Here is a 25,911-nt window from a genome sequence, read left to right as displayed (position 1 = left end):
AAGGGGGCAAAGCCAATGAACCGTCGACAGTTGATTATTTCCACCGCTGCGACAGCCGTGGCCGCCGCCACGCCCGCCCTCTCCAAGCCCGTTCAGACTACCGGAGCCCCGATGCCTCAGCCCCCCGTCGCCAGGAAAATTCCCGTAACCATAGAACAGCTCGGCCGCACGCGGACCGACGACTATCACTGGATGAAGGACGACAATTGGCAGGCGGTGCTGAAGGACCCCACCCTGATCAAGGCCGACGTCAAGGAACACCTGACCGCCGAGAACGCCTATCGCGAGGCCATGATGGCCTCCACCCTGCCCTTGCAGGAGACGATGTTCGCGGAGATGCGTGGTCGGATCAAGGAGGACGACAGTTCCGTTCCCGCCGCTGACGGGGATTGGAATTACTACGTCGAATACCGCACCGGCGACCAGCATCCGCTCTATATGCGGGTCGAACGCCAGGGCACATGGATGGTGAACGGCCAGCCGGTGACGAAGAACTTTGTCATGGCTCCCACACCCCAACTGCTGCTGGACGCCAACGAACTGGCGAAGGGCAAGGCCTATTCGGAAGTGTCGGCCGCGTCTCACAGCCCCGACCACAGCCTGTTCGCCTATGCTGAAGACGCGCAAGGCTCCGAGGTGCACAAGATCTATGTGAAGGATCTGGCGACCGGCGCCGTCCTGCCGGATCCGATCGACAACGCGACCGGCGACTTCACCTTCTCGCCGGACAGCCAGTGGATCTTCTGGACCAACCGCGACGACAACGGCCGCCCCGACAAGATCTTCCGACGCCCGGCCAAGGGCGGCGAGACCGTCCTGGTCTATGAGGAAGAGGACGACGGCATGTTCATCGGCGTCGGCCGCACCGCCGACGACCAATTCATCGTCATCGGCGCCCAGAACCAGGAAACATCCGAGGCCCTCTATATCCCGGCCGAAACCCCGACCGCGACGCCGGTCGTGCTGGAGCCGCGCGTCGTCGCCGTACGCTATGACGTCGATCACTGGGGCGACCGTTGGGTGATCCGCACCAACGCCGACGACGCGATCGACTTCAAGATCGTCGAGGCCCCCACCGCTACTCCTGCCAGGGCCCACTGGACCGATCTGGTGCCGCACACGCCCGGCCGATTCATCGAGGGGCTGGACCTGACCGAGGGCCATCTGGCCCGCCAGGAACGCGCCGACGCCAACACCCGGATCATTATCCGCGACCGCGCCGGCGCCGAGCACGAGATCGCCGTGGACGAGCCCGCCTTCGCCCTGTCGCTGTCGGGCGCCTCGGAATACGAGACGAGCAACACCCGCTACAGCTATAATTCGCCGTCCACCCCGACCCAGACCTTCGACTACGACATGGCGACGCGCGAGCGGACCCTGCGCAAGACCCAGGAAATCCCCTCGGGCCACGACATCGCCGACTATGTGGTCGAACGGCTGAACGCCCCGGCCTCGGACGGTCAGCTGGTGCCGGTCACGGTGCTGCGTCGCAAGACAACCCCTGTCGACGGCTCCGCCCCCCTTCTGCTCTACGGATACGGGTCCTACGGCCATCCGATGGCGGCCAGCTTCTCGACCAACCGGCTGTCGCTGGTGGATCGCGGCTGGATCTACGCCATCGCCCATATCCGCGGCGGCTCCGACAAGGGATGGGGCTGGTTCCTCGACGCCCGCAAGATGACCAAGAAAAACACCTTCACCGACTTCATCGCCGCCGCCGAACATCTGATCGACCGGAATTACGCCGCGACGGGAAACATCGTGGCCCAGGGCGGGTCGGCTGGCGGGCTGCTGATGGGCGCCGTCAACAATATGCGACCCGACCTATGGGCCGGGGTCATCGGTCAGGTGCCCTTCGTCGACGTCATCAACACCATGAGCGACGTCTCCCTGCCCCTGACCCCGCCGGAATGGCCCGAATGGGGCAATCCGATCGAGGACCCGGCCGCCTACGACTATATGATGAGCTACAGCCCCTATGATCAGGTCGGGCCGAAAGCCTATCCCGCCATCCTGGCGACCGGCGGCCTGTCCGACCCTCGCGTCACCTATTGGGAGCCTGAGAAGTGGGTCGCCAAGCTGCGGCCGGCGACAACCTCGGGCAAGCCGGTGCTGCTGAAGATCAATATGGAGGCCGGGCACGGCGGCGCCGCCGGGCGGTTCGACTATCTGAAGGAGGTCGCCCACGACTACGCCTTCGCCATCTGGGCCATCGAAATGGGCTGGGAGAAGGCCTGATCACCGGTTTCGACATCCGCCCCGCGACGGACGATGATTGGCTGGGCCTCTGGCCGATCATCGAAACCGTCACCCGCGCCGGCGAGACCTACACCTATCCGCGCGACATGACCGAGGCCGCGGCCCGCGCCATGTGGACCCCGCCGGCGCCGGGCGTGACCCTGGTCGCGGTCGAGGAGGGCCTCGTTCTGGGCGCAGCCAAGATCGTCCCGAACCAGCAGGGAAACGGCGCCCACGTCGCCAACGGCAGCTTCATGGTCGGCCCGGCGGCGCGCGGTCGCGGCGTGGCGCGGCGGCTGGGCGAGGCGGCGCTGGAGCAGGCCCGCGTCGCCGGCTTCCGATCCATGCAGTTCAACGCCGTGGTCGAGGCGAACATCCACGCGGTCGCCCTGTGGAAATCTCTGGGCTTCGACATCCTGGCCACGGTCCCGGAGGCCTTCGATCATCCGACGCACGGCCTGGTTGGCCTGCACGTCATGTACCGACGACTTTAGCCCCGATCAGTCCTTCGACTGCAACCGCGCCGCCAGGCTGGAGGTATCCCAGCGATTGCCGCCCATGGCCTGGACCTCGGCGTAGAACTGGTCGACCAGGGCGGTCAGGGCCAGGCGCGCGCCGTTCGACCGCGCCTCATCCAGCACCAGGCCCAGATCCTTGCGCATCCAGTCGACGGCGAAGCCGAACTCGAACTCGCCCCTGGCCGCCGTCTTCCAGCGATTGTCCATCTGCCAGCTCTGGGCCGCCCCCTTGGACACGGCGTCGAAGGCGGAGTCAGTGTCCAGACCGGCGACCTGGGCGAAATGCACCGCCTCGGCCAGCCCCTGGACCACGCCGGCGATGGCGATCTGGTTGACCATCTTGGTTAACTGGCCCGATCCCGCCGGTCCCATGTGCTTGATCGCCTTGGAATAGGATTTCAGCGCCGGCTCGGCCCGCGCCAGGGCCTCGGCGTCGCCGCCGGCCATGACGCTGAGCTGACCGTTCTCGGCCCCCGCCTGACCGCCGGACACCGGCGCGTCGACGAAGCGCCGTCCCTGACCCTCGGCCAGATCCGCCATCTCGCGCGCCACCTTGGCGGAGGTCGTGGTGTGGTCGACGATCACTGCGCCGTCGGCCAGATGCGGCAGGGCCTCGGTCACGACCGCCCGCACGTCGTCGTCGTTGCCGACGCAGAGGACGAACAACTCCACGCCCTTCGCCGCCTCGGTCACGGTCGGGGCGAAGTCGGCCCCCGTCGCCTTCGCCCAGGCCTGGGCCTTGGCCGTCGTACGATTGAAGCCGGTCACCGCGTGGCCCGCCTCGACCAGATGACGCGCCATCGGGGCGCCCATGACGCCCAGGCCGGCGAAAGCGATCTTCATGTCTGGCTCCTTGATGCTCGCGTCGGACTAGGCCGCGCCGCCGTGTCGTTCAAGGTCAACGCGCGGTTAACCTCGCCGCGCCACAATGGGACACCAGTTCTCCGGGGTACGCGTCCATGTCCGTGAGCGATCGTCCGATCCTCATCAAGAAGGTCAAGAAGATCTCCGGCGGCGGCCACCACGGCGGTGCGTGGAAGGTGGCCTATGCTGACTTCGTGACCGCCATGATGGCCTTCTTCCTTCTGATGTGGCTGATCAACACGACCGACCCGGAACAGAAGCGCGGCATCGCCGAATATTTCGCCCCCGCCAGCGTGTCCGAAACCACCTCCGGCTCGGGCGGCCTGCTGGGCGGCACCGCTTTGGGCGATGACGGCCCCAAGAGCTCTGGCTCACAGTCGGTCATCGAGCAACTGGCGCCCGAGGCGCCGCCCGACTCCACCGCCGCCGGCCCTAGCTCCAACCTCTCCTCGGCCAGCGACGCCGCTCTCCAGGCCGAAATCCAGAAGCGCGAAGCCGCCGAGTTCGCCAGCGCCGCTGAATCCCTGCGCCAAGCCATGCAGTCGATGCCGGAACTGGCGGAACTGTCGAAACAACTGATCGTCGACCAGACGCCGGAAGGTCTGCGCATCCAGTTGGTCGATCAGGAAGGGCGGTCGATGTTCGACAACAACTCCTCGCGCCCCAATGCCCGCGCTCAAGTTCTGCTGCGCGCCATCGCCAAGGTCATCAATCAACTGCCCAATCGCATCTCCATCACCGGCCACACCAGCGCCACGCCAGGTTCCAACCGCGCCAGCGCCCCGGCCGACTGGACCCTGTCGTCGGAACGCGCCAACGGCTCGCGGCTGGTGCTTCAGGGCGCCGGCGTCGACCCAGACCGGGTCTATTCGGTAGCCGGCAAGGCAGGGTCCGACCCTCTGTACCCCGACGACCCGACCCTGGCCGGCAACCGCCGCATCGCCATCGTCCTCTTGCGCGAAGCGCCGGTCCTGCCGATGGACACCTCGCTGTGAACCGGTTCGGCCGTGACGCGAACATGCTTGCGGCTCGGCGCGGAATGACGCCAAATCGAACCATGAGCCAGCGGCCGTCGCAAAATCGGCAAGATCGGGTGCGGATCTGACACCGTGACCCAGCACGTCCCGACCCGTCAGCTCCGCTTCTTCATGACCTCGGTCGCGCCGTGCCCCTATCTGCCCGGAAAGACCGAACGAAAGGTCTTCGCCAACCTGCCCTTCTCGGACGGCGCCCATGTCAACGACGAACTGACCGTCGCCGGCTTCCGTCGCAGCCAGAACATCGCCTATCGCCCGGCCTGCGAAGCCTGCGACGCCTGTGTCTCAGTGCGGCTGCCTGTGCCGGAGTTCGCCTTCAGCCGCTCCCAGCGCAAGGTCCTGTCGCGCAACGCCGACCTGTCGCGCGATCTGGTCGAGGCCGAGGCCACGACCGAACAGTTCCATCTGCTGCGCCGCTATCTGACCACCCGCCACCCGACCGGCGGCATGAGCGACATGGGCTGGCTCGACTATGTGGCCATGGTCGAGGACACGGCTGTCCGCACCCATCTTATCGAATACCGACTGCCATCGACCGACGGCGGCCCCGGCGATCTGGTCGCCGTGACCCTGACCGATCTGCTCAAGGACGGGCTGTCGATGGTCTACAGCTTTTACGATCCGACGATGGAGCGCCGCAGCCTGGGCCGGTTCGCTATTCTCGATCACATCCGCCAGGCCGCCCAGGTCGGCCTGCCCTTCGTCTATCTGGGCTACTGGGTCCGGGGCTCCGAAAAGATGGACTACAAGGCCGACTTCCGCCCGATGGAAGTGCTCGGCAAGCTGGGCTGGACGCGGCTGGAAGACAAGTCCGCTTAAATTCGGTTGCTTGCGACACCACCACAGATTGACATCCAAGTCATTCAGCACAGTCTGACAGGGCGCACTTATGCGCTGATGTGGAGCAGGCTAATGAAGATTTCGAAGTTGGCGACATTCACGGCCCTGATATTCGCTGCAGGCAGCGGCGTGGCGTCATCGCAAAATTGGCCCGGGCGTGGCCCCGTGGAACAGGGGCATGTCGCCTATCATTACAATCAGGAAGCTGAACCGCGCCAACTGGTCGCGATATCGGGCCAGAACTGCGACGGCAGCACCTATCACGAGCCGCTCCAACTGGGCGCCTATATCGAGTACGTCTACTTCGACTGCTGATCCTATCGAAACAGGCGACGAGCCTTGGGTTCGTCGCCATTTCCGTGAACTGTCCTGGACGATTGACCTGCCGCCGGCAGGCTGAAACGGTGAAGCGGCTTTTCCGGAGTTCGCCGTGCCGCCTCGCCTGCCTCTCGTCCTCGCCGCCCTCTCCCTTATGAGTTCCGCCCTTCCCGCCTCCGCCCAGAACGCCGAACAACGCCCTCGTCTGCGCGATCTGGGCCGCGAGATCGGCCTCCTGTCGCCCGGCCCGCTGAACGCCATCACTGATGTCGCAGGTGTGCGCGTCGGTCAGGTCACCTTGCGCGAGGGCGACAACATCCGCACCGGCGTCACCGCCGTCCTGCCCCACGGCGGCAATCTGTTTCAGGACAAGGTTCCGGCCGCCGTCTCGGTCGCCAACGGCTTCGGCAAGCTGGCCGGCGTGACCCAGATCCGCGCATTGGGCGAGATCGAGAGCCCCGTCGTCCTGACCAACACCCTGTCCGTGGCTCAAGGCATCGAGGGCGTGCTGGACTGGACCCTGGCCCAGCCGGGCAACGAACAGGTCCGTTCGGTCAACGCAGTGGTCGGCGAGACCAACGACGGCGGGCTGAACGACATTCGCGGCCGCCATGTCCGCGCCGCCCATGTTCTGCAGGCCATCCGCGACGCCCGTTCCGGCCCGGTCGAAGAAGGCGCGGTGGGCGCCGGGACCGGCACCATAGCCTTCGGATTCAAGGGCGGGATCGGCACCAGTTCGCGTCGTCTGCCCGAAGGTCTGGGCGGCTTCACTGTCGGGGTCCTGGTCCAGTCGAACTTCGGCGGCGCCCTGACCATAGACGGCGTCCCGATCGGCGTGCTGCTGGGCCGCTATTATCTGCGCGACGAACTGGAGAAGGAACGGGCCGACGGCTCGATCATGATCGTGGTGGCCACCGACGCCCCCTTGTCTGATCGCAATCTGGAACGCCTGGCCGACCGCGCCTTCGCCGGCCTGGCTCGCACGGGCGCCGCCTTCTCCAACGGATCGGGCGACTACGCCATCGCCTTCTCGACCGCCGAGAGCGTGCGCCGCACGCCCGAGCGTCGGTCCGGCGCGGCGACCGTCATCGACTGGCCCAACGACCGGATGTCGCCCTTGTTCGTCGCCGTCGCCGAGGCGACCGAGGAGGCCATAATCAACTCGCTGCTGAAGGCGACCACCACCACCTCGACGGCGATCGGCGAGCCGGTGACCGTCGAGGCGTTGGACATGGAGGCGGTGCGCCGTCTATTGGCGGCCGCGCCCTAGCGGAACTTGCGCAGGCCGCGCGGTCCCTGGCGACCGGCGCCGGCGCGCTTGCCCAGCCAGTCCTTCCAGTCGGGCCAGTTGCGGCGACGTCCGCCGCCGTCGGCCCATTCCGGCCCCGTCTCGGCGTTGAACACGGTCACATCGGCCAGGCCGCCCTGTTTGAAGTTCTGCAGCCTCACCCCCTTGCCGCGGCCCATCTCGGGCAGTTCGGCCAGGGGGAAGATCAGCGTCTTGATGTTCTCGCCGATAGTGGCGATGTGGTCGCCGGTCACGCGCAGCACGGCCAGCATCTCGCCGTTCAGCACCTGTTTGCCGCCGCGCTTCTGAGCCAGGGTGTCGTCCTCAGGGGCGACAAAGCCGTACCCCGCCTTGGACGCGATCAGCAGTTTCCCGCCCGGCTGATGCGCCAGCACATTGATGATCTCGGCCTTCTCGTCCAGATCGATCATCAGGCGCAGCGGCTCGCCGTGCCCGCGCCCGGACGCCAGCTTGTCCGCCCCGATGGTGAAGATCCGCCCGTCCGACGCCGCCACCAGCAGCTTGTCGGTGGTGAAGGCCGGGACCAGATAGGCCAGCTGGTCGCCTTCCTTGAACTTCAGTTCCGACGGATCCTCGACCTTGCCCTTGGCGGCGCGGATCCAGCCGCGTTCCGACAGGATGACCGTAATGGCCTCGCGCGGGATGAAGGCTTCGGGCGCGACGAAGGCCGAGGTGTCCACGGCTTCGGCGATGGTCGTCCGGCGCGGCGAGATCAGCGCCTTGCGCACCGCCTCCAGCTCCTTGGAGATCGCTTTCCACTGCTTGCCTTCCGACGACGTCAGCGCCTTCAGATTGGCCAGCTCTTCCGACAGGTCCTTGAACTCCTTCTCGATCGTCATCTCTTCCAGACGCGCCAACTGGCGCAGTCGGGTGTCGAGAATGAAGTCGGCCTGGACCTCGGTCAGACCGAAGCGCGCGATCAGGACGGCCTTGGGCTGTTCCTCCTCGCGGACGATGCGGATCACCTCGTCGATATTGAGGAAGACGATACGCAGGCCTTCCAGCAGGTGCAGCCGCTTCTCCACCCGGGCGATCCGCCATTCCGAGCGTCGGTTCAGCACCTCGCGCCGGTGATCCAGGAAGGCCCGCAGGCACTCCTTCAGCCCCATGACGCGCGGCGTGCCGGTGGCGTCCAGCACATTCATGTTGATCGGAAAGCGGACCTCCAGATCGGACAGTTTGAACAGGCTCTCCATCAGCATCTCGGGCTCGATGGTGCGGTTCTTGGGCTCCAGGATCAGGCGGATGTCCTCGGCCGACTCGTCACGCACGTCGCCCAGCAGGGGCGCCTTCTTGTGCTCGATCAGATCCGCCAGCGCCTCGATCAGACGCGATTTCTGCACCTGATAGGGCATCTCGGTGACGATGATCCGCCACACGCCGCGCCCCAGGTCCTCGGTCTCCCAGCGCGCCCGCAGTCGCACCCCGCCCCGGCCCGTCTCGTAGGCGTCCAGGATCGAGGCGTGGCCTTCGACGGCGACGCCGCCGGTCGGGAAGTCCGGGCCGGGCACCAGTTGCACCAGTTCGGCCGTCGTCGTGTCGGGCCGCTCCAGCAGCATCTGGCAGGCGTCGATCAGTTCGCCGACATTGTGCGGCGGTATCGAGGTCGCCATGCCCACGGCGATGCCGGACGAGCCGTTGGCCAGCAGATTGGGGAAGCCGGCCGGCAGGACGACCGGCTCCTCGTCCTGATCGTCGTAGGTGGCCCGGAAATCGACCGAGTCCTGGTCGATCCCGTCCAGAAGCAGGACGGCGGCCGGGGTCAGCTTGCATTCGGTGTAGCGCATGGCGGCGGCGCTATCGCCGTCGATATTGCCGAAATTGCCCTGTCCGTCGACCAGCGGATACCGCTGGGCGAAGTCCTGGGCCAGACGCACCAGGGCCTCGTAGATCGAGGCGTCGCCGTGCGGGTGATAGCCGCCCATGACCTCGCCGACGACCTTGGCGCATTTGCGCGCCGCCGCCTGCGGGTTCAGCCGCATCTGGTGCATGGCGTACAGGATGCGCCGGTGCACGGGCTTGAACCCGTCGCGCACATCAGGAAGGGCGCGATTGGTGATGGTCGACAGGGCGTAGGCCAGATAGCGACGGCTGAGCGCCGTCTCCATCGGCTCGTCGATGATACGGCCGCCTTCCGGCGGCGGAGCGTGGATCGTCATGGGCCAGCGAATCGGGGATCGGAAGCCGGAAGTCTAGCCCGTCCTACGCCCGACAGGGCGCCTATCTGTGGGAGAAGCGCGCCGAAAGGTAACCGAACGCCCCCATCCTTCGTATGAGAATGACCCGCTCACGTCAGGCCCGCCTTCCATGATCCTGTTCCTGCTCTCCTATCTCGCCGGCGCCCTGACCATCGTCAGTCCCTGCATCCTGCCGGTCCTGCCCTTCGTCTTCGCCCGCGCCGACCGGCCCTTCCTCCGCAACGGCCTGCCCCTTCTGGTCGGCATGGCCGTCACATTCGCCGGGGTGGCCACACTGGCGGCCCTGGGCGGCGGGTGGGCCGTGCGCGCCAACGAGGTCGGGCGCTGGATCGCCCTGGCGGTCATGGCGGTTTTGGGGCTCAGCCTGCTGATCCCCCGCCTGGGCGACCGGCTGATGCGGCCTTTCGTGGTCCTGGGCTCCTGGCTGACAGAAAGGGCCGAGCGCCAATCGGGCGACCAGGGCGACGTCCGCGCCTCCCTGCTGCTGGGCGTCGCCACCGGCCTGTTGTGGGCGCCCTGCGCCGGACCGATCCTGGGCGTGATCCTGACCGGCGCGGCGCTTCAGGGCGCGGGTGTCGGCACCACGGTGCTTCTGCTGGCCTACGCCCTGGGCGCCGCCACATCCCTGGCCCTGGCCCTGGTCGTCGGCGGCAGGGTGTTCAAGGCGATGAAGGGCGCGCTCGGCGCCGGCGAATGGCTGCGACGCGGCCTGGGCGCCCTGGTGTTGATCGGCGTGGTCGCCATCGGCCTTGGCGTCGACACCGGCCTGTTGACCCGGATTTCCGCCGGCAGCACCGGCCGGCTGGAACAGGCCCTGCTGACCACCATCGGCCGCGGTGCGCCGATGAACCAGGCCCCGACCGACCTGGCCAACCTTCCGGTCGAGGGCCAGCTGCCGGCCTTCACCGGGGCAACGACCTGGATCAACTCCCCGCCCCTGACGCCGGAACAGCTGCGCGGCAAGGTCGTGGTGGTCGACTTCTGGACCTATTCCTGCATCAACTGCCTGCGTTCCATCCCGTATGTCCGCGCCTGGGCCGAAAAGTACAAGGACCAGGGCCTGGTGGTGATCGGCGTCCACACGCCCGAGTTCGCCTTCGAGAAGTCCGAGGCCAATGTCCGCGACGCCGTGCGCCGACTGGGCGTCGACTATCCCGTCGCCATGGACAACGATTTCGCTGTCTGGCGCGCCTTCAAGAACCAGTACTGGCCGGCCCACTACTTTATCGACGCCAAGGGCCGGATCCGTCACCACCATTTCGGCGAGGGCGACTACGAGGGCTCTGAACGCGTCATCCAGCAACTGCTGAAGGAGGCGGGGGCCGCCCACGTCGCCGACGGCGTGGTGCAGATCCAGGCCCAGGGGGCCGAGGCGGCCGCCGACATGAACCAGGTCGCCTCGCCCGAGACCTATGTCGGCTATGCGCGCGCCGAGAATTTCCGCTCACCCGGCGGCTTCGCCCGGGACACGGTCAAGGCCTATGTCGCCAGTCCCCTAACCCTCAACGACTGGAGCCTGGTCGGTCGCTGGCGCGTGACCCGCGAACACGCCGAACTGGCGACGGCCGGCGGCCGGGTCTCGTTCCGCTTCAAGGCCCGCGACCTTCATCTGGTCATGGGTCCGAGGGCCAACGGCGCTTTGCCGCGTTTCCGCGTCCTGATCGACGGTCAGGCGCCCGGCGTCGACGCAGGAACGGACATCGACGCCCAGGGCATGGGTCGGATCGACCGGCAGCGCCTGTACCAGCTGGTGCGCCAGTCAGGACCGGTGCGGGAACGCACGTTCGAGATCGAATTCCTGGATCCCGGCGCCCAGGTCTTCGCCTTCACCTTCGGCTAGAGGTCCAGCAACAGCCGAAGCCGGTTCCTGGCCAGTTGCCGCCGTTTGCGAACCAGTTCGCGGCTGATGTTCAGATGGGCGGCGATCCGGTCGTCGCCCCAATCGTCCAGATGCAGCCGCAGCGGCTCGACCAGGGCCTCCGGCAAGGCGCTCAGCGCCCTGCCCCATGCGGCGTCGCTCTCCTGCTGCGACAGGGCCTCCTCCGGCGACGGCGCCGCCTTGACCCAGGCTGCCGCCGACGGTGACGGCAGGTCGGCGTCGGCGGTCTCGATCGGGATGCGATTGGCGTTCTGGCGATGCTGGTCCATGCAGGCGTTGTGAAGAATCCGTACCAGCCAGGCCCCAGGGTTCTGCACGGGCTGGCGGTCGAAAGCCTGGGCCGCGCGGACCATGGCGGCGCTCAGCGCATCCTCCGCATCCGCCCGATTTCCCCCTGACAGACGCAGACTGCGTCGCTGCAGCGCGCCTTGATGCGCCATCCAGATGCCCCAGAACCGTTCGAGGGTTTGTGGCCGCTCCAGGGACCTGGCGATAATCTCCGCGGGAGTCGGCGCTCGACGGCCCGAACCCGCCGGCCGACCGCCGACACGGGACAGGATTTCGGCCGGAGAAGGCGAATGCGGCGGGGCGCGAAACGCCCGGACCGCGCCTTGCGCCCTGATGGGCGGCACGTGCCCCGCATCCCCTTCCCCGGCGCCGTGATCCGGGAACAACCGGACGACATTCATGGATCTCACTCCCCCTCGATCGCGGCGGGGAGCCCGAACCTCGACGAGGCGTCCGTCCCTCCCGCATAGTTCGACAGAACCAGCGGGGGATCCGGCGGCGGCGTCCTCCGGTCAGGGAAAGGAGCCAATGTGCCGAAGGTTCAGATACACCTCGCTATACAACCCAGACGGGTATATCTGGATTTTGTGAAGCCGAGACCGCGCACAACGGTAAATAAAATCAGCTACTTTTGAATGGCCGCGCCGCCGCTGCCCCCATCGGTCGAATGTGCACGTGCGCTCTGTTCGATCATGGCGCAGAGGGCCAGATCCAGCTGGCGCGTCACCTCACGGGCGATGATCTTCTGTAAGGCCTCGACGATCTCCGCGCTGACGTGGGCCGACGCTCCCATGGCCGTGCGCCGCATGTCCTCCGGCATGGCCGCCAGCCGCTGCTCGGCCACGGCGCGCTTCAGCACCTCGCGCTGGTCGGCGAAACTATCGACGACCGCATGTTTCTGCTCTGCGATAGAGTCGTACAGGTGCTGGCTGCGCGTGGTGTGTTCGCTGCTCATTTCCCTTCTCCGCTGTCCGTCGGCGACGTCCCCAGCGCGCGGTTCAGTTGAACGGTCAACTGGGCGAACATGGCCTCGGTGAACTCCGGGATTTGCGTCCCCGGCGAGGCCTGGGCCTTGAGCAGTTCCGGCAACTGGGCCGCCATGGTCTCGAACACCTGGACCACCATCTTCTGAGCCGCCAGCACGATGGGATCCTTGGCCGGCGGCGTCGGATCGGGCGGCGCGCCGCCAGGCCCCCAGGAAACATCCTCGGTCATGACGTGCCGCTCCCGATCACTTCTTGGTCGAAGAGATCGGAACCAGCGACGTCTTCTCGACCAGCTCTCCCTTCTTGATATCGGCCAGCAGGTTCCGCGCCGTCTCCAGCTGGTCAGTCGCCCAAGCCGAGTAAGGTCCGCCCAGCGACGGCCCCTGCAATTCATACAGGATGTCGACCACGGCGGCGGCTGCCTCTCGAAGGGCCCAGTAGCGTTCCTGGACCTCCTCGAAACGCTCGTCGGACGGTCGGTCGCCTGCAGTCTCTCTCCATTGTTCGGTCTCGCGCTGCGTCTCCCATTCGAGCGCCTGCGCCTCCTGAACGACGGCCTCGGCGTCGCTCGCCCTCGATACGGTCAACCTGGTCATTGGATGCTCCTTGCTGCTCGGTTCAGTGTCTGGGGAATTCGGGAAGAACCTTGGCGACGGACTCCGCCGCCATGCCCGCCGCGATCGGCGCGGCCAGCGAACTGACCAGCGCCATGGCATAGGCGATCAGAGCCGGCTCGCTCATGCCGCTGGACGCCAGCATCATGGCCATGGCCTTGCCTTGGACCGTCGTGCTGATCGACAGCATGTTGCGCTGGTAGTCGGCCGCGTCCTGGGCCGCCAGGGCCGCCGCCTGGGTCGCCTTGTCGTAGGCGATGGCCGCGCCGGCCGAGACCCGCACGACATCCAGGGATGTGCCGTCCTCCAGCTTGGCGAAACCCATCGCCCAATTTGTCGAGGATTCCACGGCGTCTTTGATCTGCGGATTGACGGTCGTTTGGGACACGGTGCGACGGCTTTCGTTTTAGAGGGAAGGCGCTATTTCTGCGCCGCGTTCATGATCATGGTGACGGCGCTGGAGGTGACGGCGTTGCCGATCTGCTGCAGCCCCCCCTGGGCCTGCTGCGCGTTCTGCATGGCCAGCGAAATCGAATGCGCCATGCTTTGATAGACCAGGGCCATCGACTGGGCGGGGGCCTCGCCCAGCACCTTGACGTTGGTCTGGGTGACCGCATCGGTGACCTGCAGATTGACGGTGTCGGTCATGGCTCACGTCCTGACGATCTAGAGGTTCAACAATTTGAGGGCGACGAGCAGGACCAGGGCGGATTCGACGGGGTCGCGCGCCGGCGGCCGCGCTGCGATGCGTGTAGTCGCCACGGCCGAGGCCATCCCGCCCATCTCGTAGACCTGCATCACCCCCTGGTTGGTCGCGGCCTGGGCGCAGATCGAGGCCTGACGCTGGGCCTGAACGGCGTTCTGAAACACGATCGCCGTGGAATGGGCGGCGCTCTGGTAGATCGACCCCATGGCGATCGTCGAGGCGGAGCCCAGAACCATCAGGTTCTGCTGCGTCACCGCGTCGGTGATCTGGCTGTTGACCGGGGTCGGATAGGCCATGGCTCAGGGAACCGGGATTTCGAGGATCTTGGCGATCAGGGCTCCGACTGCGGCATTATTGATCTGCTGCATGCCGCCCTGGGTCTGGCTGGCGTTTTCGACCGACAGGCTGGTGGCGTGGGCCACGGCCTGGACGGATACGGCCACGGCCTCGGCCGGCCCCTCGCCCAGCACCTTGACGTTGGTCTGTGTGACGGCGTCGGTGATCTGCGCATTGACGGCGTCGGTCATGACGAAATCTCCTCTCCAGGTTCAGGTGACGACGGGCGCGCCGTGGACGGGCGAGAACGTCTCGCGTTCCATGCGCGACACCGCGCTGACCCCGACGTCGCGGGCCCGACTCTTCGGCGCCGGTTGCAGGTCGGCCAGGCTCACCGCCAGTTGCCGAAGCTGCAAGGTCGACAGCTCCGCTGAGTGAAATGTCGAGGCCTGCAATCGGGCGGCGAACGCATCCGCAGACGCCAGCAGGGTGATCAGGCTCGCATTGCAGACCCCAGCTCCGGCGCAAAGATACAGATCGGCCGCCGCATGGGCGGCACGCGCCCTTTGCCTCGCGATCTTTTCTTCCTCGGTCATTCGAACGGCTCCTCGTGACGAGGGGCGACGTCCGGCCAAGGAATGACCGACGGCTTGTCCATCAGCGCCTGAACGCAATTCATCGTCGCGACCATGCCCAGGATGTTGGTGGCCTGCTGATTGGCGACGGCGTTGAAATACATCGCGCCGCTGGCCTGGTTGGCGGCGACCAGGCTCTGCATGGCCGCAAAGCTCGGCCCCGAACCCACCACGGCCAACAAGGTGCTGGCCACGGATTCCGCCATTGGCGCCGTCGCCGGATTACGGCTCAGCTCCATGATCAATTTCAGAATGTCGTCGAAATCGCCGCGGTCAGGCGCACAGGCGTCCGCCGCCTCTTCCTTCTTGCTCGCCTCGGCCACGATGGTTCTCCTGGGTTTGGCGCGGCGGGCGCCAGCCTCCCGCCGCGGCAGTCACTCGTCCTCGACCTGGGGCGCAGATGCGCGCCGCCAGAACGTCGCCCGACCTCACCCCTGCGTCGCACGCAGCGCAGTCAGCAGGGACATCAGATTGTCGGGACTGTCGGACTGGCTGATCTTGCTCGCCGCGACGGCGCCGGCCATCGTATCCACGCTGTAGATCTGGATTACGCCCTGATTGGTCGCGGCCTGGCCGGCGATCGCCAATTGTTGCTGCGACGAGGCGGCGTTTTCGTAGAGAATGCCGGTCGAGTGAGCGAGCGACTGATAGATCGCCCCCATGGCCATGGCCGGGGCGTCGCCCAGAACCTTCACGTTGGCCTGGGTGACGGCGTCGGTGATCATGCCGTTGACGGGAGTCGGAAGCGCCATGTCTCAAGTCCTTCTGGTTATGTGTTGGATCGGGCTGGTGATGTGATGGGCCAGGGTCAGGTAACGGCTGCGGCAGGGCCGACGGCGCGCAGCGCGGTCAGCAGCGCCATCATGTTGTCCGGCACGTCGGACTGGGCGATCTTCGAGGTGGCGACCGCGCCGGCCATGGTGTCGACGCTGTAGATCTGGATCACGCCCTGATTGGTCGCGGCCTGGGCGGCGATCGCCAGCTGCTGCTGCGACGAGGCGGCGTTCTCGTAGAGAATGCCCGTCGAATGGGCGAGCGACTGATAGATCGCCCCCATCGCCATCGCCGGGGCGTCGCCCAGAACCTTCACGTTGGCCTGGGTGACGGCGTCGGTGATCTGACCGTTCACCGGTGTCGGAATAGCCATGAATTGTCTCCTGTCCGCTGGATCGAGGCCCGCTGGAAGGAGGTCGCCCGGCCCCGCTGAAGACGGCCTCCACCGACATGACGCGGGAAGCCGCGATCCGTGAACCGCCCGGGATCGATTTCATCTCGACAAGGCACGGCGTTCACAAAAGGCCGGCTGACGCGTCTTCCGCCTGGTGTCGTGCAGGGCGACGCCTTGCTTTGGGACGTCGACGGGCGCCGGACATGGTCTCCTTCACGCCCGTATCCGAGCGGGAGCATTCACAGATGTCGCGATCTTTCGTGCCGCTGGTTCTCACCCTCGCGGCTCTGGCCGCGCGTGAGCGGCCCCCGCACCCTTCTCCTCATCCACACCCGTCGCGCGCGACGGCCCGTACGCAGGACGACGAACAAATGAACCTGACGATCAACGACTTCATCACGATCATCGCCCGATGGGCGGCTGGCAATGCGGATCGCATCCAGTCCGTAGGGCGCGCCGCCGACCAGTGGGAGGTCTGGGCCCAGATCGAGATCGCCGCCCATATTCGCGAGGTCGTTCCCCATGCCTGGATCGACCGCGACGCCCGTGTCTATCCAGACGGCGGGCGCGCCGACTTCTTGCTGAACAATCCCATCGAGAACGCGCCGTCCGACGAGATCGTTGTGGAGTTGACGTGCGAGAACCGCCGTGACTGGGACGGCTTCCTCCGGCGGCTGGAGTATGATCACTGGAAACTGCGCGGCCAGATGTCGCTCGACCTGAACGCCGCGAACAAGATCTCCCTCGGGATCTTCTTCCCTCGGGACACGGATAACGCCGTCGTTTCGGTTCCCGGCTATGACCTCGCCTATACGCCGAGGCGTGAGGTCGGAATCCTGTCGATGATCTTCTAGGCGGAGGAGCCTAAAGCCGTCCGGCCTCGGCCAGCTTGTCCAGCATCCAGACCCGCGCCGCCGGCAACGGCTTGTTCTGCGGGTGAAAGACGAACTGCTCCAGGAAATGCCCGGTCAGCGAGAAACCGGCCTTAACGTCGCCCTCGACCAGCCCCGCCTGCGCGCCCAGCATGAAGGGCGGCAGGCTCAGCATCTTGTCGGCATAGGGGGCGCCGGCGTCGCGGCTGACGGCCCGGCCGGTGCGGGGGCTGACATAGATCAAGTCGTCGGCCGTCCCCGTCGCGGCGCATCTCGACAGGTCCAGACCGAACCCCAGATCCTCCAGCAGCCCTGCCTCGAACCGCACGAAGATGGCCGGCCACACCTCCGGCAGGGCGAAGGCCGCCATCAGCGCCTCGAAGGCCAGGAAGACCCCCGGATGCGGCTCCCGCTCCGGCAGGGCGCCCTGGGCCACCCCGGCCGCCGCCGCCAGTCCGGTCAGGGCCAGGGCGTCGTCGAACAGGGCGCTGGGCCCCTCGCCCACCGGCTCCAGCCGCGCCCCGCCCAGATGATCCGAGGTCCGCGCCCGGTAGTCGGCGACGACCCGCGCCCCCGGCTGCAAGAAGGGTTTCATCTTGCGCGACGCCCCGCCCGCCACATAGGCCGCTCGCCGTCCGTGCGTCTCGGTCAGCAGGTCCACCACGGCGCCGGTGTCCCCATGGGCGCGCGCCGAGAGGACAAAGGCCTCTTCATAAAAATCCATCAGGGGGCTTCGGCGGGATCGCGGATCAGGTCCACCACGGCGTCTGCCCGGTCGTTAGGCACCGCGAAGCTCAGGACATATTGCTCGATCTTCCAGGTCTCGCCGGGGCCGTAACGGCGCAGCACCCCCGATCCGCGCAGTTCGCCATAGGCGTCGTGATCCAGCTTCTCGTCGAACCAGGCGATATCGCCCGATACGCTCAGACTCCGGTCGCGCGGATGATAGGTCCAGCCCTTGCCTTGGGCGAAGATGGGATCGGCATAGGCGCGAAACTGCGCCAGATCCCAGTGTTCGGACGCATCGGTGCCGATGAAGCGGGCGCCCGGCGCGAACTGGTCGAAATAGGCGGCGCCGTCCGCCTGCGACGCCGCCGCATGCATCCGGTCCAGCGTGGCAGCCGCCGCCCGCGCCGCCGGTTCAGCGACGACCCCGGCCCGGTCGTCCGCGGGCGCGGGCCCGGCCCAAGACGAGGGCGCGGAGGTCTGGAGGGCCAGGGCGGCGAGCAGGACGGCGATCATGCCGTCGTTCTACTCCTGTTCCGCACTTTCGGGAACGGGGTAGGTGTCGGGTTTCAGCACCCTGGCCAGGGCCAGCAGGTTGCGCGCCGCATTGCGACCGACCCGGTCGGAATAGGCATGCCCCTGATCCGTCTCCACATAGTCCGGCCCTGGGCCCGGACCCAGGTGCCAGTAGGTCCAGCTCTGGGCGGGGATGGTGAAGCCCATGTCGATCAGGGCCTGGGACACGGTGGCGACGATATGGTGGGCGCCGTCCTCGTTGCCGGTGATGACGATGCCGGCGACCTTGCCGAACGACACGGGCCGCCCGCTGTCGTCCGTCTCCTCGAACAGGGCGTCCATCCGCTCCAGCGCCCTCATGCAGACGCTCGACATCTGGCCCATCCAGGTGGGGGTGGCGAAGACGACGATATTGGCCGCCATGATCTTCGCATGGACCGCCGGCCAGTCGTCGCCGTCGCCCTGGTCGGTCTTCACCCCGGGCTTGAGGTTCAGATCGACCAGCCGGACGATCTCGGTCTCGCCCCCGCCCCTCTCCAGCTCGTCGATCACCACCCGCGCCAGGGCCTCGGTGCTGGAGGTCTCGGGCGACGGCTTTAGGGTGCAGTTCAGGATGAGGGCTTTCATCGGCGGTCCTTTTCTCTGTCCATCGCTAACCGCCCGCGCCGCGCCCCGTTCCCGGAAGGTTTGACCAGGATCATGGATGCGCGCTCCGGCCTCGACCAAGGTCGAATGGATCGCGACTACCGCGCCGCCTAGCACCGTGACGCCCAGGTCCTCCCCGACCGCAACCTTGAAGAGCCCATGTCGCGTATCCGCAGCCAGTCCCTGCGTTCCAAGGTGATGTCCGCCCAGGACGCCGCCGCCCTGATTCCCGCCGGTTCGACCGTGGGCATGAGCGGCTTCACCGGCTCGGGCTATCCCAAGCTGGTGCCGCCGGCCCTGGCCGAACGGATCGAGGCCGCCCATGACGCCGGAGAATCCTTCCGGCTGAACGTCTGGACCGGAGCCTCGACGGGGCCGGAACTGGACGGCGCCCTGGCCAAGGCCGACGGCATCGAACGCCGCCTGCCCTACAACTCCGATCCCATCGCCCGCGAGAAGATCAATTCGGGCCAGATGGACTATCTGGACATGCACCTCAGCCAGTTGGCGCCGGTCGTCTGGCAGGGCGTACTGGGGCCGCTGGACACGGCCGTGGTCGAGGTCTCAGCCATCAACGCCGACGGAACCCTGGTCCCCTCCTCCTCCATCGGCAACAACAAGACTTGGCTGGACCGGGCCGAGCGCGTCATCCTGGAGGTCAACGCCTGGCAGAACCCGGCGCTGGAGGGGATGCACGACATCTATTACGGCACAGCCCTGCCGCCGAACCGGGTGCCAATTCCGCTGACCAAGGCGGACCAGTTGATCGGACAACCGACCTTCCGCTGCGATCCGGACAAGATCGTCGCCATCGTCGAGACCGAGGCCCCGGACCGCAACCTGCCCTTCGCCGCGCCGGACGCCACCGCCCGCGCCATCGCCGGCCACCTGATCGAATTCCTCAAGCATGAGGTGAGGGTCGGCCGTCTGCCTGCCGCCCTGCTGCCGCTGCAATCCGGCGTCGGCAATGTCGCCAACGCCGTGCTGGCTGGTTTGATGGACAGCCCATTCGAACGGATGGCGGCCTATACCGAGGTCATTCAGGACGGGATGCTGGACCTGCTGGACGCCGGCAAGCTGACCGTGGCCTCTGCCACCGCCTTCTCGCTCAGTCCCGAGGCCGCCGCCGACCTGAACGGCCGGATGGAGCAGTTTCGCGGCAAGATCATTCTGCGGCCGCAGGAGATTTCGAACCACCCCGAGCTGATCCGTCGCCTCGGGTGCATCGCCATGAACGGTCTGATCGAGGCTGACATCTACGGCAACGTCAACTCCACCCAGGTCATGGGGTCGCGCATCCAGAACGGCATCGGCGGCTCGGGCGACTTTTCGCGCAACGCCTTCATCTCCTGCTTCGTCACCCCATCAACGGCCAAGGGCGGCGCGATCTCGGCCATCGTCCCTATGGCCAGCCACGTCGACCACATCACCCAGGACGTTCAGGTCATCGTCACAGAACAGGGGCTGGCCGACCTGCGCGGCCTGTCGCCGAAACAGCGCGCGCGCCTGATCATCGCCAACTGCGCCCACCCCGCCTATCGCGACGGTCTGACCGACTATTACGATCGCGCGCTGAAGGGATCGTACGGCCTGCAATCGCCGCACCTGCTGAACGAGGCGCTGTCCTGGCACCAGAGGTTCATCGACACGGGCTCCATGCTGCCCTCCTGACGGGGGGCCTAGCGGGCCAGTGTCGTGGGAAATTCCCGTCCCAGCGCCTCGGCCATGGCCTGTTGCGTGATCAAGAAGACCTGATCGCGCAGATGATAGTTGTTGGACAGGACGATCACGGTCACATCCTGGTCAGGCTGATAGAGCATCAGGTTGCGGAATCCGCCCCAGCTGCCGGTGTGATAGATCTGGCGATCCTGGAAACTGGGCCGCACCTGATCGCCCAATCGGTTCGAGAAGATGCCGTAGCCCCAGTCACGGCGCGGATGTCCCCGTTCCTTCGGCGTATCCTCCGGCGCATGGTCGGCCAGCATCTGCTGATAGGAGACCGGCTTCAGCAACTCGCCCCGATGTAGCGCCCTTTGCCAGACCAGCAGGTCGTCCAGCGTCGAGTAAACGGCCCCCGCCCCGGCGACGATCGAGGTGTTGGCGTTCGGCTGGGCCGCCAGTCCGCCGGGGAAGTTGGCGTAACCCATGATCACCCGGTGATCGCCGCCGTCCAGATCCAGGCCGCTGTCCTTCATGCCCAGCGGCTCAAAGAAGGTCTCGCGCATATAGGTCTCGTACGCCCGCCCGCTGGCTTTTTCGACGATGGCCGCCGCCAGGTTGAAGCCGGCGTTGTCGTAGCGGACCTTGGTCCCAGGCTGGAACTGCAGGCCGAACCGCTTCGAATCCTCGGTCAGCTCGGCCAGGGTCGCGTGGGTCGTGCGCCGCATGCCCCAGCCGGGCCGCGCCATCAGGTCGGGGATGCCCGAGGTGTGCGACAGCAGATGGCTGATCCGCACCGGCTCCCAGGCCTTGGGACAGGGCTGGATCCATTTGCAGACCGGATCCGAGACGTTCAGTTTTCCCTCGTCCTGCAAACGCAGGATGGCCGTCGCCGTGAACTGTTTCGAGATCGAGGCCAGGCGGAAACGTGAATTCAGCGCCAGCGGTTGATCCCGTTCGTAGTTAGCCTTGCCATAGACCTGACGGAACAGGACATGATCGCCCTTGGCCACCAGCACGGCCCCCATGAACCGACCGGCGGCGACCTCGCGGTCCAGCCGCGCCGCCAGTTGCGGCAGGTCCTGAACCACGACCAGAGGCGGACGGGGCGGCGCATCGGGCCGCATCTCCGCCAGAACGGCGTCGGCCTTGGGCTTGCTGACCGTGGCGATCCCGGCCCAGACCGCGCCACCGAGGATCAGCGCTCCCAGAACGCCCAGAACGAGCCGGGGATGAGACCCGGCGGTACGCGGCACTTCGAACACGGGAACTTAGACGTCGAAATCGAGACCGAACTGGGCGTAGAGCGCCCGCGAATCCTGCCACTTCGAGTCGACCTTGACCGTCAGGAACAGGTGGACCTGACGCCCCAGGATCTCGTTCAGCTCCTCGCGCGCCTTCTGGCCGATCCATTTCAGGGTCTGGCCGCCCTTGCCCAGGACGATGGGCCGCTGGCTCTCGCGCTCGACATAGATGGTCTGCTCGATCCGCGCCGAGCCGTCGGCGCGATCCTCGAAGCTGGTGGTCTCCACAGCCGCCGAATAGGGCAGTTCCTCGTGGACGCGCAGATAGACCTTCTCCCGCGTAATCTCGGCCGCGAGGACCCGCACCGGCACATCGGCGGCCTGGTCCTCCGGATAGAGCCACGGCCCCTTGGGCATGGACCGGGCCAGACGCTGCTTCAAATCCTCGACCCCGTCGCCGTTGGCGGCGGAGATCATATAGACCTCCTCATAGACGCCGCTCTCGAACAGCTTCTGAGACAGGGCCAGCAGGGTGTCGCGGCGCATGCCGTCGATCTTGTTCAGCGCCAGCACCACCTTGGTCCCGGTGGACTGCAGATTGGCGATGATGGTCTCGGTGTCCTCGGCCGAGCGGCGATCCGCCGCCGTGCCTTCGCGGCCTTCCGAATTGATGTGCGATTGGGCGTCGATCAGGTGGACCACGATGTCCGCGTCCTGCGCACCGCCCCAGGCCGAGGCCACCATGGCGCGGTCCAGGCGGCGGCGCGGAGTGAAGATGCCGGGCGTGTCCACCAGAACGATCTGGGCGTCGCCGTCCATGGCGATGCCCCGCACGGGGAAGCGCGTCGTCTGCACCTTCTGGGTGACGATCGAGACCTTGGATCCGGTCAGCCGGTTGACCAGCGTCGACTTGCCGGCGTTCGGCGCGCCAATGATGGCGGCAAAGCCCGCCCGCTGGTTTTCGAAATCGGTCAAATCACGCCTTCACGTTTCAGGAGGGCCGTCGCGGCCGCCTTCTCCGCCTCCTGACGCGAACGCCCCTGTGCGGTCAAGGGCTCCACGCCCTGAACCGAAACCTCGACGGTGAAAGTCGGTGCATGGTCCGAACCCGTACGATCCGCCACGCGATAGGTCGGCAGCGGCCGTCCCTGCCCCTGGGCCCACTCCTGCAGGGCCGACTTGGGGTTGGTCACGGTCCGCGACGGCGGGGCCGCCAGCTCGGTCGCCCAGGCGCTTTCGAAGAAGACCCGCGCCGCCTCCAGCCCGCCGTCCAGATAGACGGCCGCCAATATGGCCTCGACCGCATCGGCGATGACCCCGGCCTTGCGACGCCCGCCGGTCTTGGTTTCGCCAGGCGATAGCCGCAGCGCGGGACCGACCCCCAGGGCCTCGCCCACACGGGCGCAGGCGGTCTTGTCGACCAGGGCGTGCAGGCTGGACGACAGTTGCCCCTCATCGGCCGTGGGAAACTCCCGAGACAACCGATCGGCCACCAGAAGGCCAAGCACCCGGTCGCCCAGGAACTCCAGTCGCTCGTTGTCGCGCGGTCCGTGGGCGCCCACGGGCGCGCCCTCGCCCACGCTGGCGTGGGTCAGGGCGCGCTCCAGCAGCGCCTTGTCCCTGAAGGGATGGCCGATGCGCCGTTCCAGCGCCGCGACCGCCTCGGCCCGAAGATTGGCCATCAATGCAGAGGTTTAAAGAAGCGATTCAGCCGCACGTTGAACCAGCTGACAGGATTCCACAGCGACGATCCGGGCTTCCACGAGAACAGGATGATCTGCGCCTTGCCGACCAGGTTCTCGGCAGGGACCATGCCCACGCCGCTGGACTGTTCGACGCGGCTGTCGATCGAGTTGTCGCGATTATCGCCCATCATGAAGTAATGCCCAACCGGCACCTCATAGACGTCGGTGTCGTCCAGATCATTTCCGGGACCGAAGTCCTGGGTCATGAAGCTCTTGCCTTCCGGCAGGGTCTCGCGGACCTCCGTCACCGGACGCGGGCCGAAGATGTCATTGATCTCCTGCTCGCTGACCACCACGTCCTGAACCGGCTTGTCGTTGATATACAGCTTGTTGGCGATCATCTGGATGCGGTCGCCCGGCAGGCCGATGACCCGTTTGATGAAGTCCGTCTTGTCGTCGCGCGGCAGTTTGAACACGACGATGTCGCCCCTCTTCGGCGCCGAACCCATGATCCGTCCGTCGAACAGCGGCGGGCTGAACGGGATCGAGTGTTTCGAGAAGCCGTAGGACCATTTGGACACGACGATATAGTCGCCCTCGTACAGGTTGGGCTCCATCGAGGCCGACGGGATGGTGAAGGGCTGGAACAGGAAGATCCGCAGCACCATGGCGATCAGCAGAGCGAAGAAGATCGTCTTGACGATCTCCATCGTCTCGCCGCCGGCCGTCGGCTCGGGCTTGGCCTTGCCGGACCTGCGGGCCGTCATGGACCCGACAGGCGCATCGGCCTCCGATGCGGCGAAGACTTCCTCCGGCGTGGCGTCGATCTTGGTGTCTTTGGCCGCGTCGGCGTCGTGCGGCTTGTGGTCTTCGCTCATGCGATTCAGGCATCCCTTGCCGCGTCTGCGCGGTCGTCCGGTGACGGGTATAACGCGATTACGACAGCGGCAAGGCTTCGATCACCACGAAGGCGAGCGCGTACGGGTGTTCGTCGCTCAACGTCAGGTGGATCTTCGCTTCATGGCCAGCAGGCGTCAGTCGCGCCAGGTGCTCGGCGGCATGGCCGGTCAGGGCCATCGTCGGCTGCCCCGAACGCAGGTTCACCACCCCCATGTCGCGCCAATAGACGTCGGCTCGCATCCCCGTGCCCAGCGCCTTGGCGCAGGCCTCCTTGGCGGCGAACCGCTTGGCGTAGCTCCAGGCCGGATCCGGCTTGCGGTCCGACCGGGTGCGCTCCAGTTCGGTGAAGCAGCGGGTCTTGAACCGGTCGCCGAACCGGTCCAGCGACGCCTGGATGCGTCGGATGTCCGACAGGTCCGCGCCGACGCCGACGATCATTTCGTCGCGTCCATCGCCGCGCGCATCCGCCGGATGGCGGCGTCCAGGCCGACGAAGATCGATTCGCCGATCAGGAAATGGCCGATGTTCAGCTCGCGGATCTCCAGGATCGCCAGCATTCGCGGCGCCGTATCGTAATCCAGGCCGTGCCCGGCATGGACCTCCAGCCCCAGAATGTCGGCCTGGGCGGCGGCGGCGGCCAGCCGTTCGAACTCGACCTCGCGCTCGCCCGGATCGCTCAGGTGGCAATAGCGGCCGGTGTGGAACTCCACCACCTGCGCGCCCACGGCGGCGGCGGCCTCGACCTGGGCCTCGGCCGGCTCGATGAACAGGGAGACGCGGATTCCGGCGTCCGACAGGGCCTTCACCACGGGCGCGATCCGTGCCTCGTGACCGGCGACCGCCAGACCGCCTTCCGTCGTTACCTCCTCGCGCCGTTCGGGCACCAGACAGGCGGCGTGCGGCCGGTGGCGCAAAGCGATGGCCAGCATCTCCTCCGTCACCGCCATCTCGAAGTTCAACGGCTTGCCGGCGCGGGCGCACAGGGCGCTAAGCACGTCGATGTCCGCATCGGTGATGTGGCGGCGATCTTCGCGCAGGTGGGCGGTGATGCCGTCAGCGCCGGCCGACAGCGCCGCCTCAGCCGCCCGGGCCGGATCGGGATGCGTCCCGCCGCGCGCGTTCCGCACGGTGGCGACGTGGTCGATATTGACCCCCAGCCTGACCGGTTGACGCTTCATCCTACTTGGACAGTCGGCGGCTGCCCGGATCCTCGACCGGCAGGGCCGCCAGTTCCGGCGGCAGGGCGTCGGCTGCATAGGCCGGCACTTCCAGCGAGGCCAGGGCGATCAGGGGCACGCCGACATCGACCTTGCCGCCCGAACGGTCGACGATACAGGCGGCCGCGATCACCTCGCCCCCTGCCGCCTGGATGGCGGCGATACATTCGCGCGAGCTCAGGCCCGTGGTGACGATGTCCTCGACCATGACGATCTTCTCGCCCGGCTCGACCGAGAAGCCGCGACGCAGCTTGAATTCGCCGCCCTCGCGCTCGACGTACATCGAACGGACCTTCAGATGTTTGGCGGTCTCGTAACCCGGAATGATGCCGCCCACGGCCGGCGAAATGGCCGCGTCGACCGGCCCCACCGTGGCGACGATCTTCTCGGCCAGGGCCTTGCACAGGCGTTCGCAGCGGGCGCCGTCCATGAAGACCAGGTTCTTCTGCAGGAAGACCGGGCTGTGCAGGCCGGAGGACAGGACGAAATGGCCTTCGCGCAGGGCGCCGGCGTCGCGGAATTCGTTGAGGACGTCTTCGGTGTTCATGGTCGGCGTCTTAGCGCCTCGCACGG

Annotated in this window: 33 protein-coding genes; 9 read left to right on the top strand and 24 right to left on the bottom strand. The window is 66.7% G+C overall.

What is annotated here, in order from left to right; all coding sequences use genetic code 11:
• Positions 1 to 15: 15 nt before the first annotated feature.
• Both ACIQ1T_RS06895 and ACIQ1T_RS06890 read left to right on the top strand, forming a co-directional pair.
• Complete coding sequence (locus ACIQ1T_RS06895) at positions 16 to 2,238, top strand: S9 family peptidase (RefSeq protein WP_395943781.1); 2,223 nt, start codon at positions 16 to 18, stop codon at positions 2,236 to 2,238.
• The gene (locus ACIQ1T_RS06890; RefSeq protein WP_395943809.1) at positions 2,205 to 2,732 is read left to right on the top strand and encodes a GNAT family N-acetyltransferase; all 528 of its coding nucleotides are present in this window, start codon (positions 2,205 to 2,207) and stop codon (positions 2,730 to 2,732) included. Before ACIQ1T_RS06895 ends, ACIQ1T_RS06890 begins: the two co-directional genes overlap by 34 nt.
• 6 nt (positions 2,733 to 2,738) lie before the next feature.
• Here ACIQ1T_RS06890 and ACIQ1T_RS06885 read toward each other — a convergent pair whose 3' ends face one another.
• Positions 2,739 to 3,599: an NAD(P)-dependent oxidoreductase gene (locus tag ACIQ1T_RS06885; protein WP_395943780.1), complete on the bottom strand. Its 861-nt coding sequence runs from the start codon at positions 3,597 to 3,599 to the stop codon at positions 2,739 to 2,741.
• 116 nt (positions 3,600 to 3,715) lie between these two features.
• Here ACIQ1T_RS06885 and ACIQ1T_RS06880 point away from each other — a divergent pair, with 116 nt between their 5' ends.
• From ACIQ1T_RS06880 to ACIQ1T_RS06865, 4 genes are all read left to right on the top strand, one after another.
• Complete coding sequence (locus ACIQ1T_RS06880; RefSeq protein WP_395943779.1) at positions 3,716 to 4,615, top strand: flagellar motor protein MotB; 900 nt, start codon at positions 3,716 to 3,718, stop codon at positions 4,613 to 4,615.
• 114 nt (positions 4,616 to 4,729) lie between these two features.
• Positions 4,730 to 5,476, top strand: a complete 747-nt coding sequence (locus ACIQ1T_RS06875; RefSeq protein ID WP_395943778.1) for an arginyltransferase — start codon at positions 4,730 to 4,732, stop codon at positions 5,474 to 5,476.
• A gap of 93 nt (positions 5,477 to 5,569) precedes the next feature.
• Positions 5,570 to 5,812: a hypothetical protein gene (locus ACIQ1T_RS06870; protein ID WP_395943777.1), complete on the top strand. Its 243-nt coding sequence runs from the start codon at positions 5,570 to 5,572 to the stop codon at positions 5,810 to 5,812.
• A gap of 115 nt (positions 5,813 to 5,927) precedes the next feature.
• The gene (locus ACIQ1T_RS06865; RefSeq protein WP_395943776.1) at positions 5,928 to 7,085 is read left to right on the top strand and encodes a P1 family peptidase; all 1,158 of its coding nucleotides are present in this window, start codon (positions 5,928 to 5,930) and stop codon (positions 7,083 to 7,085) included.
• On the opposite strand, the gene parC is transcribed toward ACIQ1T_RS06865, so the two are convergent.
• Entirely contained in the window at positions 7,082 to 9,283 is a 2,202-nt protein-coding gene (gene parC / locus ACIQ1T_RS06860) for a DNA topoisomerase IV subunit A (protein WP_395943775.1), read from the bottom strand. The genes ACIQ1T_RS06865 and parC overlap by 4 nt on opposite strands.
• A gap of 148 nt (positions 9,284 to 9,431) precedes the next feature.
• Between parC and ACIQ1T_RS06855 the strand changes: the two genes are divergently transcribed.
• Complete coding sequence (locus tag ACIQ1T_RS06855) at positions 9,432 to 11,162, top strand: cytochrome c biogenesis protein DipZ (protein ID WP_395943774.1); 1,731 nt, start codon at positions 9,432 to 9,434, stop codon at positions 11,160 to 11,162.
• Here ACIQ1T_RS06855 and ACIQ1T_RS06850 read toward each other — a convergent pair.
• The 12 genes from ACIQ1T_RS06850 to ACIQ1T_RS06795 form a co-directional block, all read right to left on the bottom strand.
• Positions 11,159 to 11,641 (bottom strand): RNA polymerase sigma factor, encoded by a 483-nt coding sequence (locus ACIQ1T_RS06850; RefSeq protein ID WP_395943773.1) that lies wholly within the window; start codon positions 11,639 to 11,641, stop codon positions 11,159 to 11,161. The two genes, ACIQ1T_RS06855 and ACIQ1T_RS06850, sit on opposite strands and share 4 nt — an antisense overlap.
• Before the next feature lie 473 nt (positions 11,642 to 12,114).
• A complete protein-coding gene (locus ACIQ1T_RS06845; protein WP_395943772.1) occupies positions 12,115 to 12,444 on the bottom strand; it encodes a hypothetical protein in 330 nt (109 codons plus the stop codon).
• A complete protein-coding gene (locus ACIQ1T_RS06840) occupies positions 12,441 to 12,704 on the bottom strand; it encodes a hypothetical protein (protein WP_395943771.1) in 264 nt (87 codons plus the stop codon). The genes ACIQ1T_RS06845 and ACIQ1T_RS06840 overlap by 4 nt, the downstream gene beginning before the upstream one ends.
• A 16-nt stretch (positions 12,705 to 12,720) precedes the next feature.
• Entirely contained in the window at positions 12,721 to 13,071 is a 351-nt protein-coding gene (locus tag ACIQ1T_RS06835) for a hypothetical protein (protein ID WP_395943770.1), read from the bottom strand.
• Between the two features lie 22 nt (positions 13,072 to 13,093).
• Positions 13,094 to 13,477, bottom strand: coding sequence for a hypothetical protein (locus tag ACIQ1T_RS06830; protein ID WP_395943769.1), 384 nt, complete (start codon positions 13,475 to 13,477; stop codon positions 13,094 to 13,096).
• A gap of 32 nt (positions 13,478 to 13,509) precedes the next feature.
• Positions 13,510 to 13,737 (bottom strand): RebB family R body protein, encoded by a 228-nt coding sequence (locus tag ACIQ1T_RS06825; RefSeq protein ID WP_395943768.1) that lies wholly within the window; start codon positions 13,735 to 13,737, stop codon positions 13,510 to 13,512.
• A gap of 18 nt (positions 13,738 to 13,755) precedes the next feature.
• Positions 13,756 to 14,091, bottom strand: coding sequence for a RebB family R body protein (locus tag ACIQ1T_RS06820; RefSeq protein WP_395943767.1), 336 nt, complete (start codon positions 14,089 to 14,091; stop codon positions 13,756 to 13,758).
• A gap of 3 nt (positions 14,092 to 14,094) precedes the next feature.
• Complete coding sequence (locus ACIQ1T_RS06815) at positions 14,095 to 14,322, bottom strand: RebB family R body protein (RefSeq protein ID WP_395943766.1); 228 nt, start codon at positions 14,320 to 14,322, stop codon at positions 14,095 to 14,097.
• Positions 14,323 to 14,343: 21 nt separating this feature from the next.
• Positions 14,344 to 14,667, bottom strand: coding sequence for a hypothetical protein (locus ACIQ1T_RS06810; protein ID WP_395943764.1), 324 nt, complete (start codon positions 14,665 to 14,667; stop codon positions 14,344 to 14,346).
• Positions 14,664 to 15,029, bottom strand: coding sequence for a RebB family R body protein (locus ACIQ1T_RS06805; protein WP_395943763.1), 366 nt, complete (start codon positions 15,027 to 15,029; stop codon positions 14,664 to 14,666). Before ACIQ1T_RS06805 ends, ACIQ1T_RS06810 begins: the two co-directional genes overlap by 4 nt.
• Before the next feature lie 105 nt (positions 15,030 to 15,134).
• A complete protein-coding gene (locus ACIQ1T_RS06800; RefSeq protein WP_395943761.1) occupies positions 15,135 to 15,458 on the bottom strand; it encodes a RebB family R body protein in 324 nt (107 codons plus the stop codon).
• Positions 15,459 to 15,514: 56 nt separating this feature from the next.
• Entirely contained in the window at positions 15,515 to 15,853 is a 339-nt protein-coding gene (locus tag ACIQ1T_RS06795; RefSeq protein WP_395943760.1) for a RebB family R body protein, read from the bottom strand.
• Between the two features lie 392 nt (positions 15,854 to 16,245).
• On the opposite strand from ACIQ1T_RS06795, the gene ACIQ1T_RS06790 reads away from it, so the two are divergent.
• Entirely contained in the window at positions 16,246 to 16,728 is a 483-nt protein-coding gene (locus ACIQ1T_RS06790; RefSeq protein WP_395943758.1) for a hypothetical protein, read from the top strand.
• Positions 16,729 to 16,738: 10 nt separating this feature from the next.
• Here the strand turns inward: ACIQ1T_RS06790 and recO are convergent, their stop codons facing one another.
• From recO to ACIQ1T_RS06775, 3 genes are read right to left on the bottom strand one after another with little or no spacing between them, the layout of a single operon-like run.
• Entirely contained in the window at positions 16,739 to 17,470 is a 732-nt protein-coding gene (recO, locus tag ACIQ1T_RS06785; protein ID WP_395943757.1) for a DNA repair protein RecO, read from the bottom strand.
• Complete coding sequence (locus ACIQ1T_RS06780; RefSeq protein ID WP_395943756.1) at positions 17,470 to 17,988, bottom strand: nuclear transport factor 2 family protein; 519 nt, start codon at positions 17,986 to 17,988, stop codon at positions 17,470 to 17,472. The genes recO and ACIQ1T_RS06780 overlap by 1 nt, the downstream gene beginning before the upstream one ends.
• A gap of 9 nt (positions 17,989 to 17,997) precedes the next feature.
• A complete protein-coding gene (locus ACIQ1T_RS06775; protein ID WP_395943754.1) occupies positions 17,998 to 18,615 on the bottom strand; it encodes a flavodoxin family protein in 618 nt (205 codons plus the stop codon).
• A 177-nt stretch (positions 18,616 to 18,792) separates the two neighbouring features.
• Here ACIQ1T_RS06775 and ACIQ1T_RS06770 point away from each other — a divergent pair, with 177 nt between their 5' ends.
• The gene (locus ACIQ1T_RS06770) at positions 18,793 to 20,304 is read left to right on the top strand and encodes an acetyl-CoA hydrolase/transferase family protein (RefSeq protein WP_395943753.1); all 1,512 of its coding nucleotides are present in this window, start codon (positions 18,793 to 18,795) and stop codon (positions 20,302 to 20,304) included.
• An 8-nt stretch (positions 20,305 to 20,312) separates the two neighbouring features.
• Here ACIQ1T_RS06770 and ACIQ1T_RS06765 read toward each other — a convergent pair whose 3' ends face one another.
• The 7 genes from ACIQ1T_RS06765 to pyrE are packed head-to-tail and all read right to left on the bottom strand — an operon-like array spanning position 20,313 to position 25,885.
• Positions 20,313 to 21,557, bottom strand: coding sequence for a serine hydrolase domain-containing protein (locus ACIQ1T_RS06765; protein ID WP_395943752.1), 1,245 nt, complete (start codon positions 21,555 to 21,557; stop codon positions 20,313 to 20,315).
• A gap of 6 nt (positions 21,558 to 21,563) precedes the next feature.
• The gene (gene era / locus ACIQ1T_RS06760; protein WP_395943751.1) at positions 21,564 to 22,511 is read right to left on the bottom strand and encodes a GTPase Era; all 948 of its coding nucleotides are present in this window, start codon (positions 22,509 to 22,511) and stop codon (positions 21,564 to 21,566) included.
• Positions 22,508 to 23,218 carry a ribonuclease III gene (gene rnc, locus ACIQ1T_RS06755; RefSeq protein ID WP_395943750.1) on the bottom strand — a complete coding sequence of 237 codons (711 nt, stop codon included), beginning with the start codon at positions 23,216 to 23,218 and terminating at the stop codon, positions 22,508 to 22,510. Before rnc ends, era begins: the two co-directional genes overlap by 4 nt.
• A complete protein-coding gene (gene lepB / locus ACIQ1T_RS06750) occupies positions 23,218 to 24,099 on the bottom strand; it encodes a signal peptidase I (protein WP_395943749.1) in 882 nt (293 codons plus the stop codon). The genes rnc and lepB overlap by 1 nt, the downstream gene beginning before the upstream one ends.
• Before the next feature lie 58 nt (positions 24,100 to 24,157).
• Positions 24,158 to 24,559 carry a holo-ACP synthase gene (acpS, locus tag ACIQ1T_RS06745; RefSeq protein ID WP_395943748.1) on the bottom strand — a complete coding sequence of 134 codons (402 nt, stop codon included), beginning with the start codon at positions 24,557 to 24,559 and terminating at the stop codon, positions 24,158 to 24,160.
• Positions 24,556 to 25,299 carry a pyridoxine 5'-phosphate synthase gene (locus ACIQ1T_RS06740; protein WP_395943747.1) on the bottom strand — a complete coding sequence of 248 codons (744 nt, stop codon included), beginning with the start codon at positions 25,297 to 25,299 and terminating at the stop codon, positions 24,556 to 24,558. The genes acpS and ACIQ1T_RS06740 overlap by 4 nt, the downstream gene beginning before the upstream one ends.
• A 1-nt stretch (position 25,300) precedes the next feature.
• A complete protein-coding gene (pyrE, locus tag ACIQ1T_RS06735; RefSeq protein ID WP_395943746.1) occupies positions 25,301 to 25,885 on the bottom strand; it encodes an orotate phosphoribosyltransferase in 585 nt (194 codons plus the stop codon).
• Between the last annotated feature and the right edge of the window lie 26 nt (positions 25,886 to 25,911).

The sequence above is a fragment of the Brevundimonas sp. genome (genome assembly GCF_044336875.1).
Lineage (GTDB): Bacteria > Pseudomonadota > Alphaproteobacteria > Caulobacterales > Caulobacteraceae > Brevundimonas.
This window is presented reverse-complemented; position numbering and strand designations above follow the sequence as displayed.

Excerpts from the sequence above, each read along its gene's own strand:
- ACIQ1T_RS06895 (WP_395943781.1), top strand. The coding sequence starts at position 16 with ATGAACCGTCGACAGTTGATTATTTCCACCGCTGCGACAGCCGTGGCC.
- ACIQ1T_RS06885 (WP_395943780.1), bottom strand. The coding sequence starts at position 3,599 with ATGAAGATCGCTTTCGCCGGCCTGGGCGTCATGGGCGCCCCGATGGCG.
- ACIQ1T_RS06880 (WP_395943779.1), top strand. The coding sequence starts at position 3,716 with ATGTCCGTGAGCGATCGTCCGATCCTCATCAAGAAGGTCAAGAAGATC.
- ACIQ1T_RS06870 (WP_395943777.1), top strand. The coding sequence starts at position 5,570 with ATGAAGATTTCGAAGTTGGCGACATTCACGGCCCTGATATTCGCTGCA.
- parC (WP_395943775.1), bottom strand. The coding sequence starts at position 9,283 with ATGACGATCCACGCTCCGCCGCCGGAAGGCGGCCGTATCATCGACGAG.
- ACIQ1T_RS06855 (WP_395943774.1), top strand. The coding sequence starts at position 9,432 with ATGATCCTGTTCCTGCTCTCCTATCTCGCCGGCGCCCTGACCATCGTC.
- ACIQ1T_RS06850 (WP_395943773.1), bottom strand. The coding sequence starts at position 11,641 with ATGGCGCATCAAGGCGCGCTGCAGCGACGCAGTCTGCGTCTGTCAGGG.
- ACIQ1T_RS06845 (WP_395943772.1), bottom strand. The coding sequence starts at position 12,444 with ATGAGCAGCGAACACACCACGCGCAGCCAGCACCTGTACGACTCTATC.
- ACIQ1T_RS06840 (WP_395943771.1), bottom strand. The coding sequence starts at position 12,704 with ATGACCGAGGATGTTTCCTGGGGGCCTGGCGGCGCGCCGCCCGATCCG.
- ACIQ1T_RS06835 (WP_395943770.1), bottom strand. The coding sequence starts at position 13,071 with ATGACCAGGTTGACCGTATCGAGGGCGAGCGACGCCGAGGCCGTCGTT.
- ACIQ1T_RS06825 (WP_395943768.1), bottom strand. The coding sequence starts at position 13,737 with ATGACCGACACCGTCAATCTGCAGGTCACCGATGCGGTCACCCAGACC.
- ACIQ1T_RS06820 (WP_395943767.1), bottom strand. The coding sequence starts at position 14,091 with ATGGCCTATCCGACCCCGGTCAACAGCCAGATCACCGACGCGGTGACG.
- ACIQ1T_RS06815 (WP_395943766.1), bottom strand. The coding sequence starts at position 14,322 with ATGACCGACGCCGTCAATGCGCAGATCACCGACGCCGTCACACAGACC.
- ACIQ1T_RS06810 (WP_395943764.1), bottom strand. The coding sequence starts at position 14,667 with ATGACCGAGGAAGAAAAGATCGCGAGGCAAAGGGCGCGTGCCGCCCAT.
- ACIQ1T_RS06800 (WP_395943761.1), bottom strand. The coding sequence starts at position 15,458 with ATGGCGCTTCCGACTCCCGTCAACGGCATGATCACCGACGCCGTCACC.
- ACIQ1T_RS06795 (WP_395943760.1), bottom strand. The coding sequence starts at position 15,853 with ATGGCTATTCCGACACCGGTGAACGGTCAGATCACCGACGCCGTCACC.
- ACIQ1T_RS06790 (WP_395943758.1), top strand. The coding sequence starts at position 16,246 with ATGAACCTGACGATCAACGACTTCATCACGATCATCGCCCGATGGGCG.
- recO (WP_395943757.1), bottom strand. The coding sequence starts at position 17,470 with ATGGATTTTTATGAAGAGGCCTTTGTCCTCTCGGCGCGCGCCCATGGG.
- ACIQ1T_RS06780 (WP_395943756.1), bottom strand. The coding sequence starts at position 17,988 with ATGATCGCCGTCCTGCTCGCCGCCCTGGCCCTCCAGACCTCCGCGCCC.
- ACIQ1T_RS06775 (WP_395943754.1), bottom strand. The coding sequence starts at position 18,615 with ATGAAAGCCCTCATCCTGAACTGCACCCTAAAGCCGTCGCCCGAGACC.
- ACIQ1T_RS06770 (WP_395943753.1), top strand. The coding sequence starts at position 18,793 with ATGTCGCGTATCCGCAGCCAGTCCCTGCGTTCCAAGGTGATGTCCGCC.
- rnc (WP_395943750.1), bottom strand. The coding sequence starts at position 23,218 with ATGGCCAATCTTCGGGCCGAGGCGGTCGCGGCGCTGGAACGGCGCATC.
- lepB (WP_395943749.1), bottom strand. The coding sequence starts at position 24,099 with ATGAGCGAAGACCACAAGCCGCACGACGCCGACGCGGCCAAAGACACC.
- acpS (WP_395943748.1), bottom strand. The coding sequence starts at position 24,559 with ATGATCGTCGGCGTCGGCGCGGACCTGTCGGACATCCGACGCATCCAG.
- ACIQ1T_RS06740 (WP_395943747.1), bottom strand. The coding sequence starts at position 25,299 with ATGAAGCGTCAACCGGTCAGGCTGGGGGTCAATATCGACCACGTCGCC.
- pyrE (WP_395943746.1), bottom strand. The coding sequence starts at position 25,885 with ATGAACACCGAAGACGTCCTCAACGAATTCCGCGACGCCGGCGCCCTG.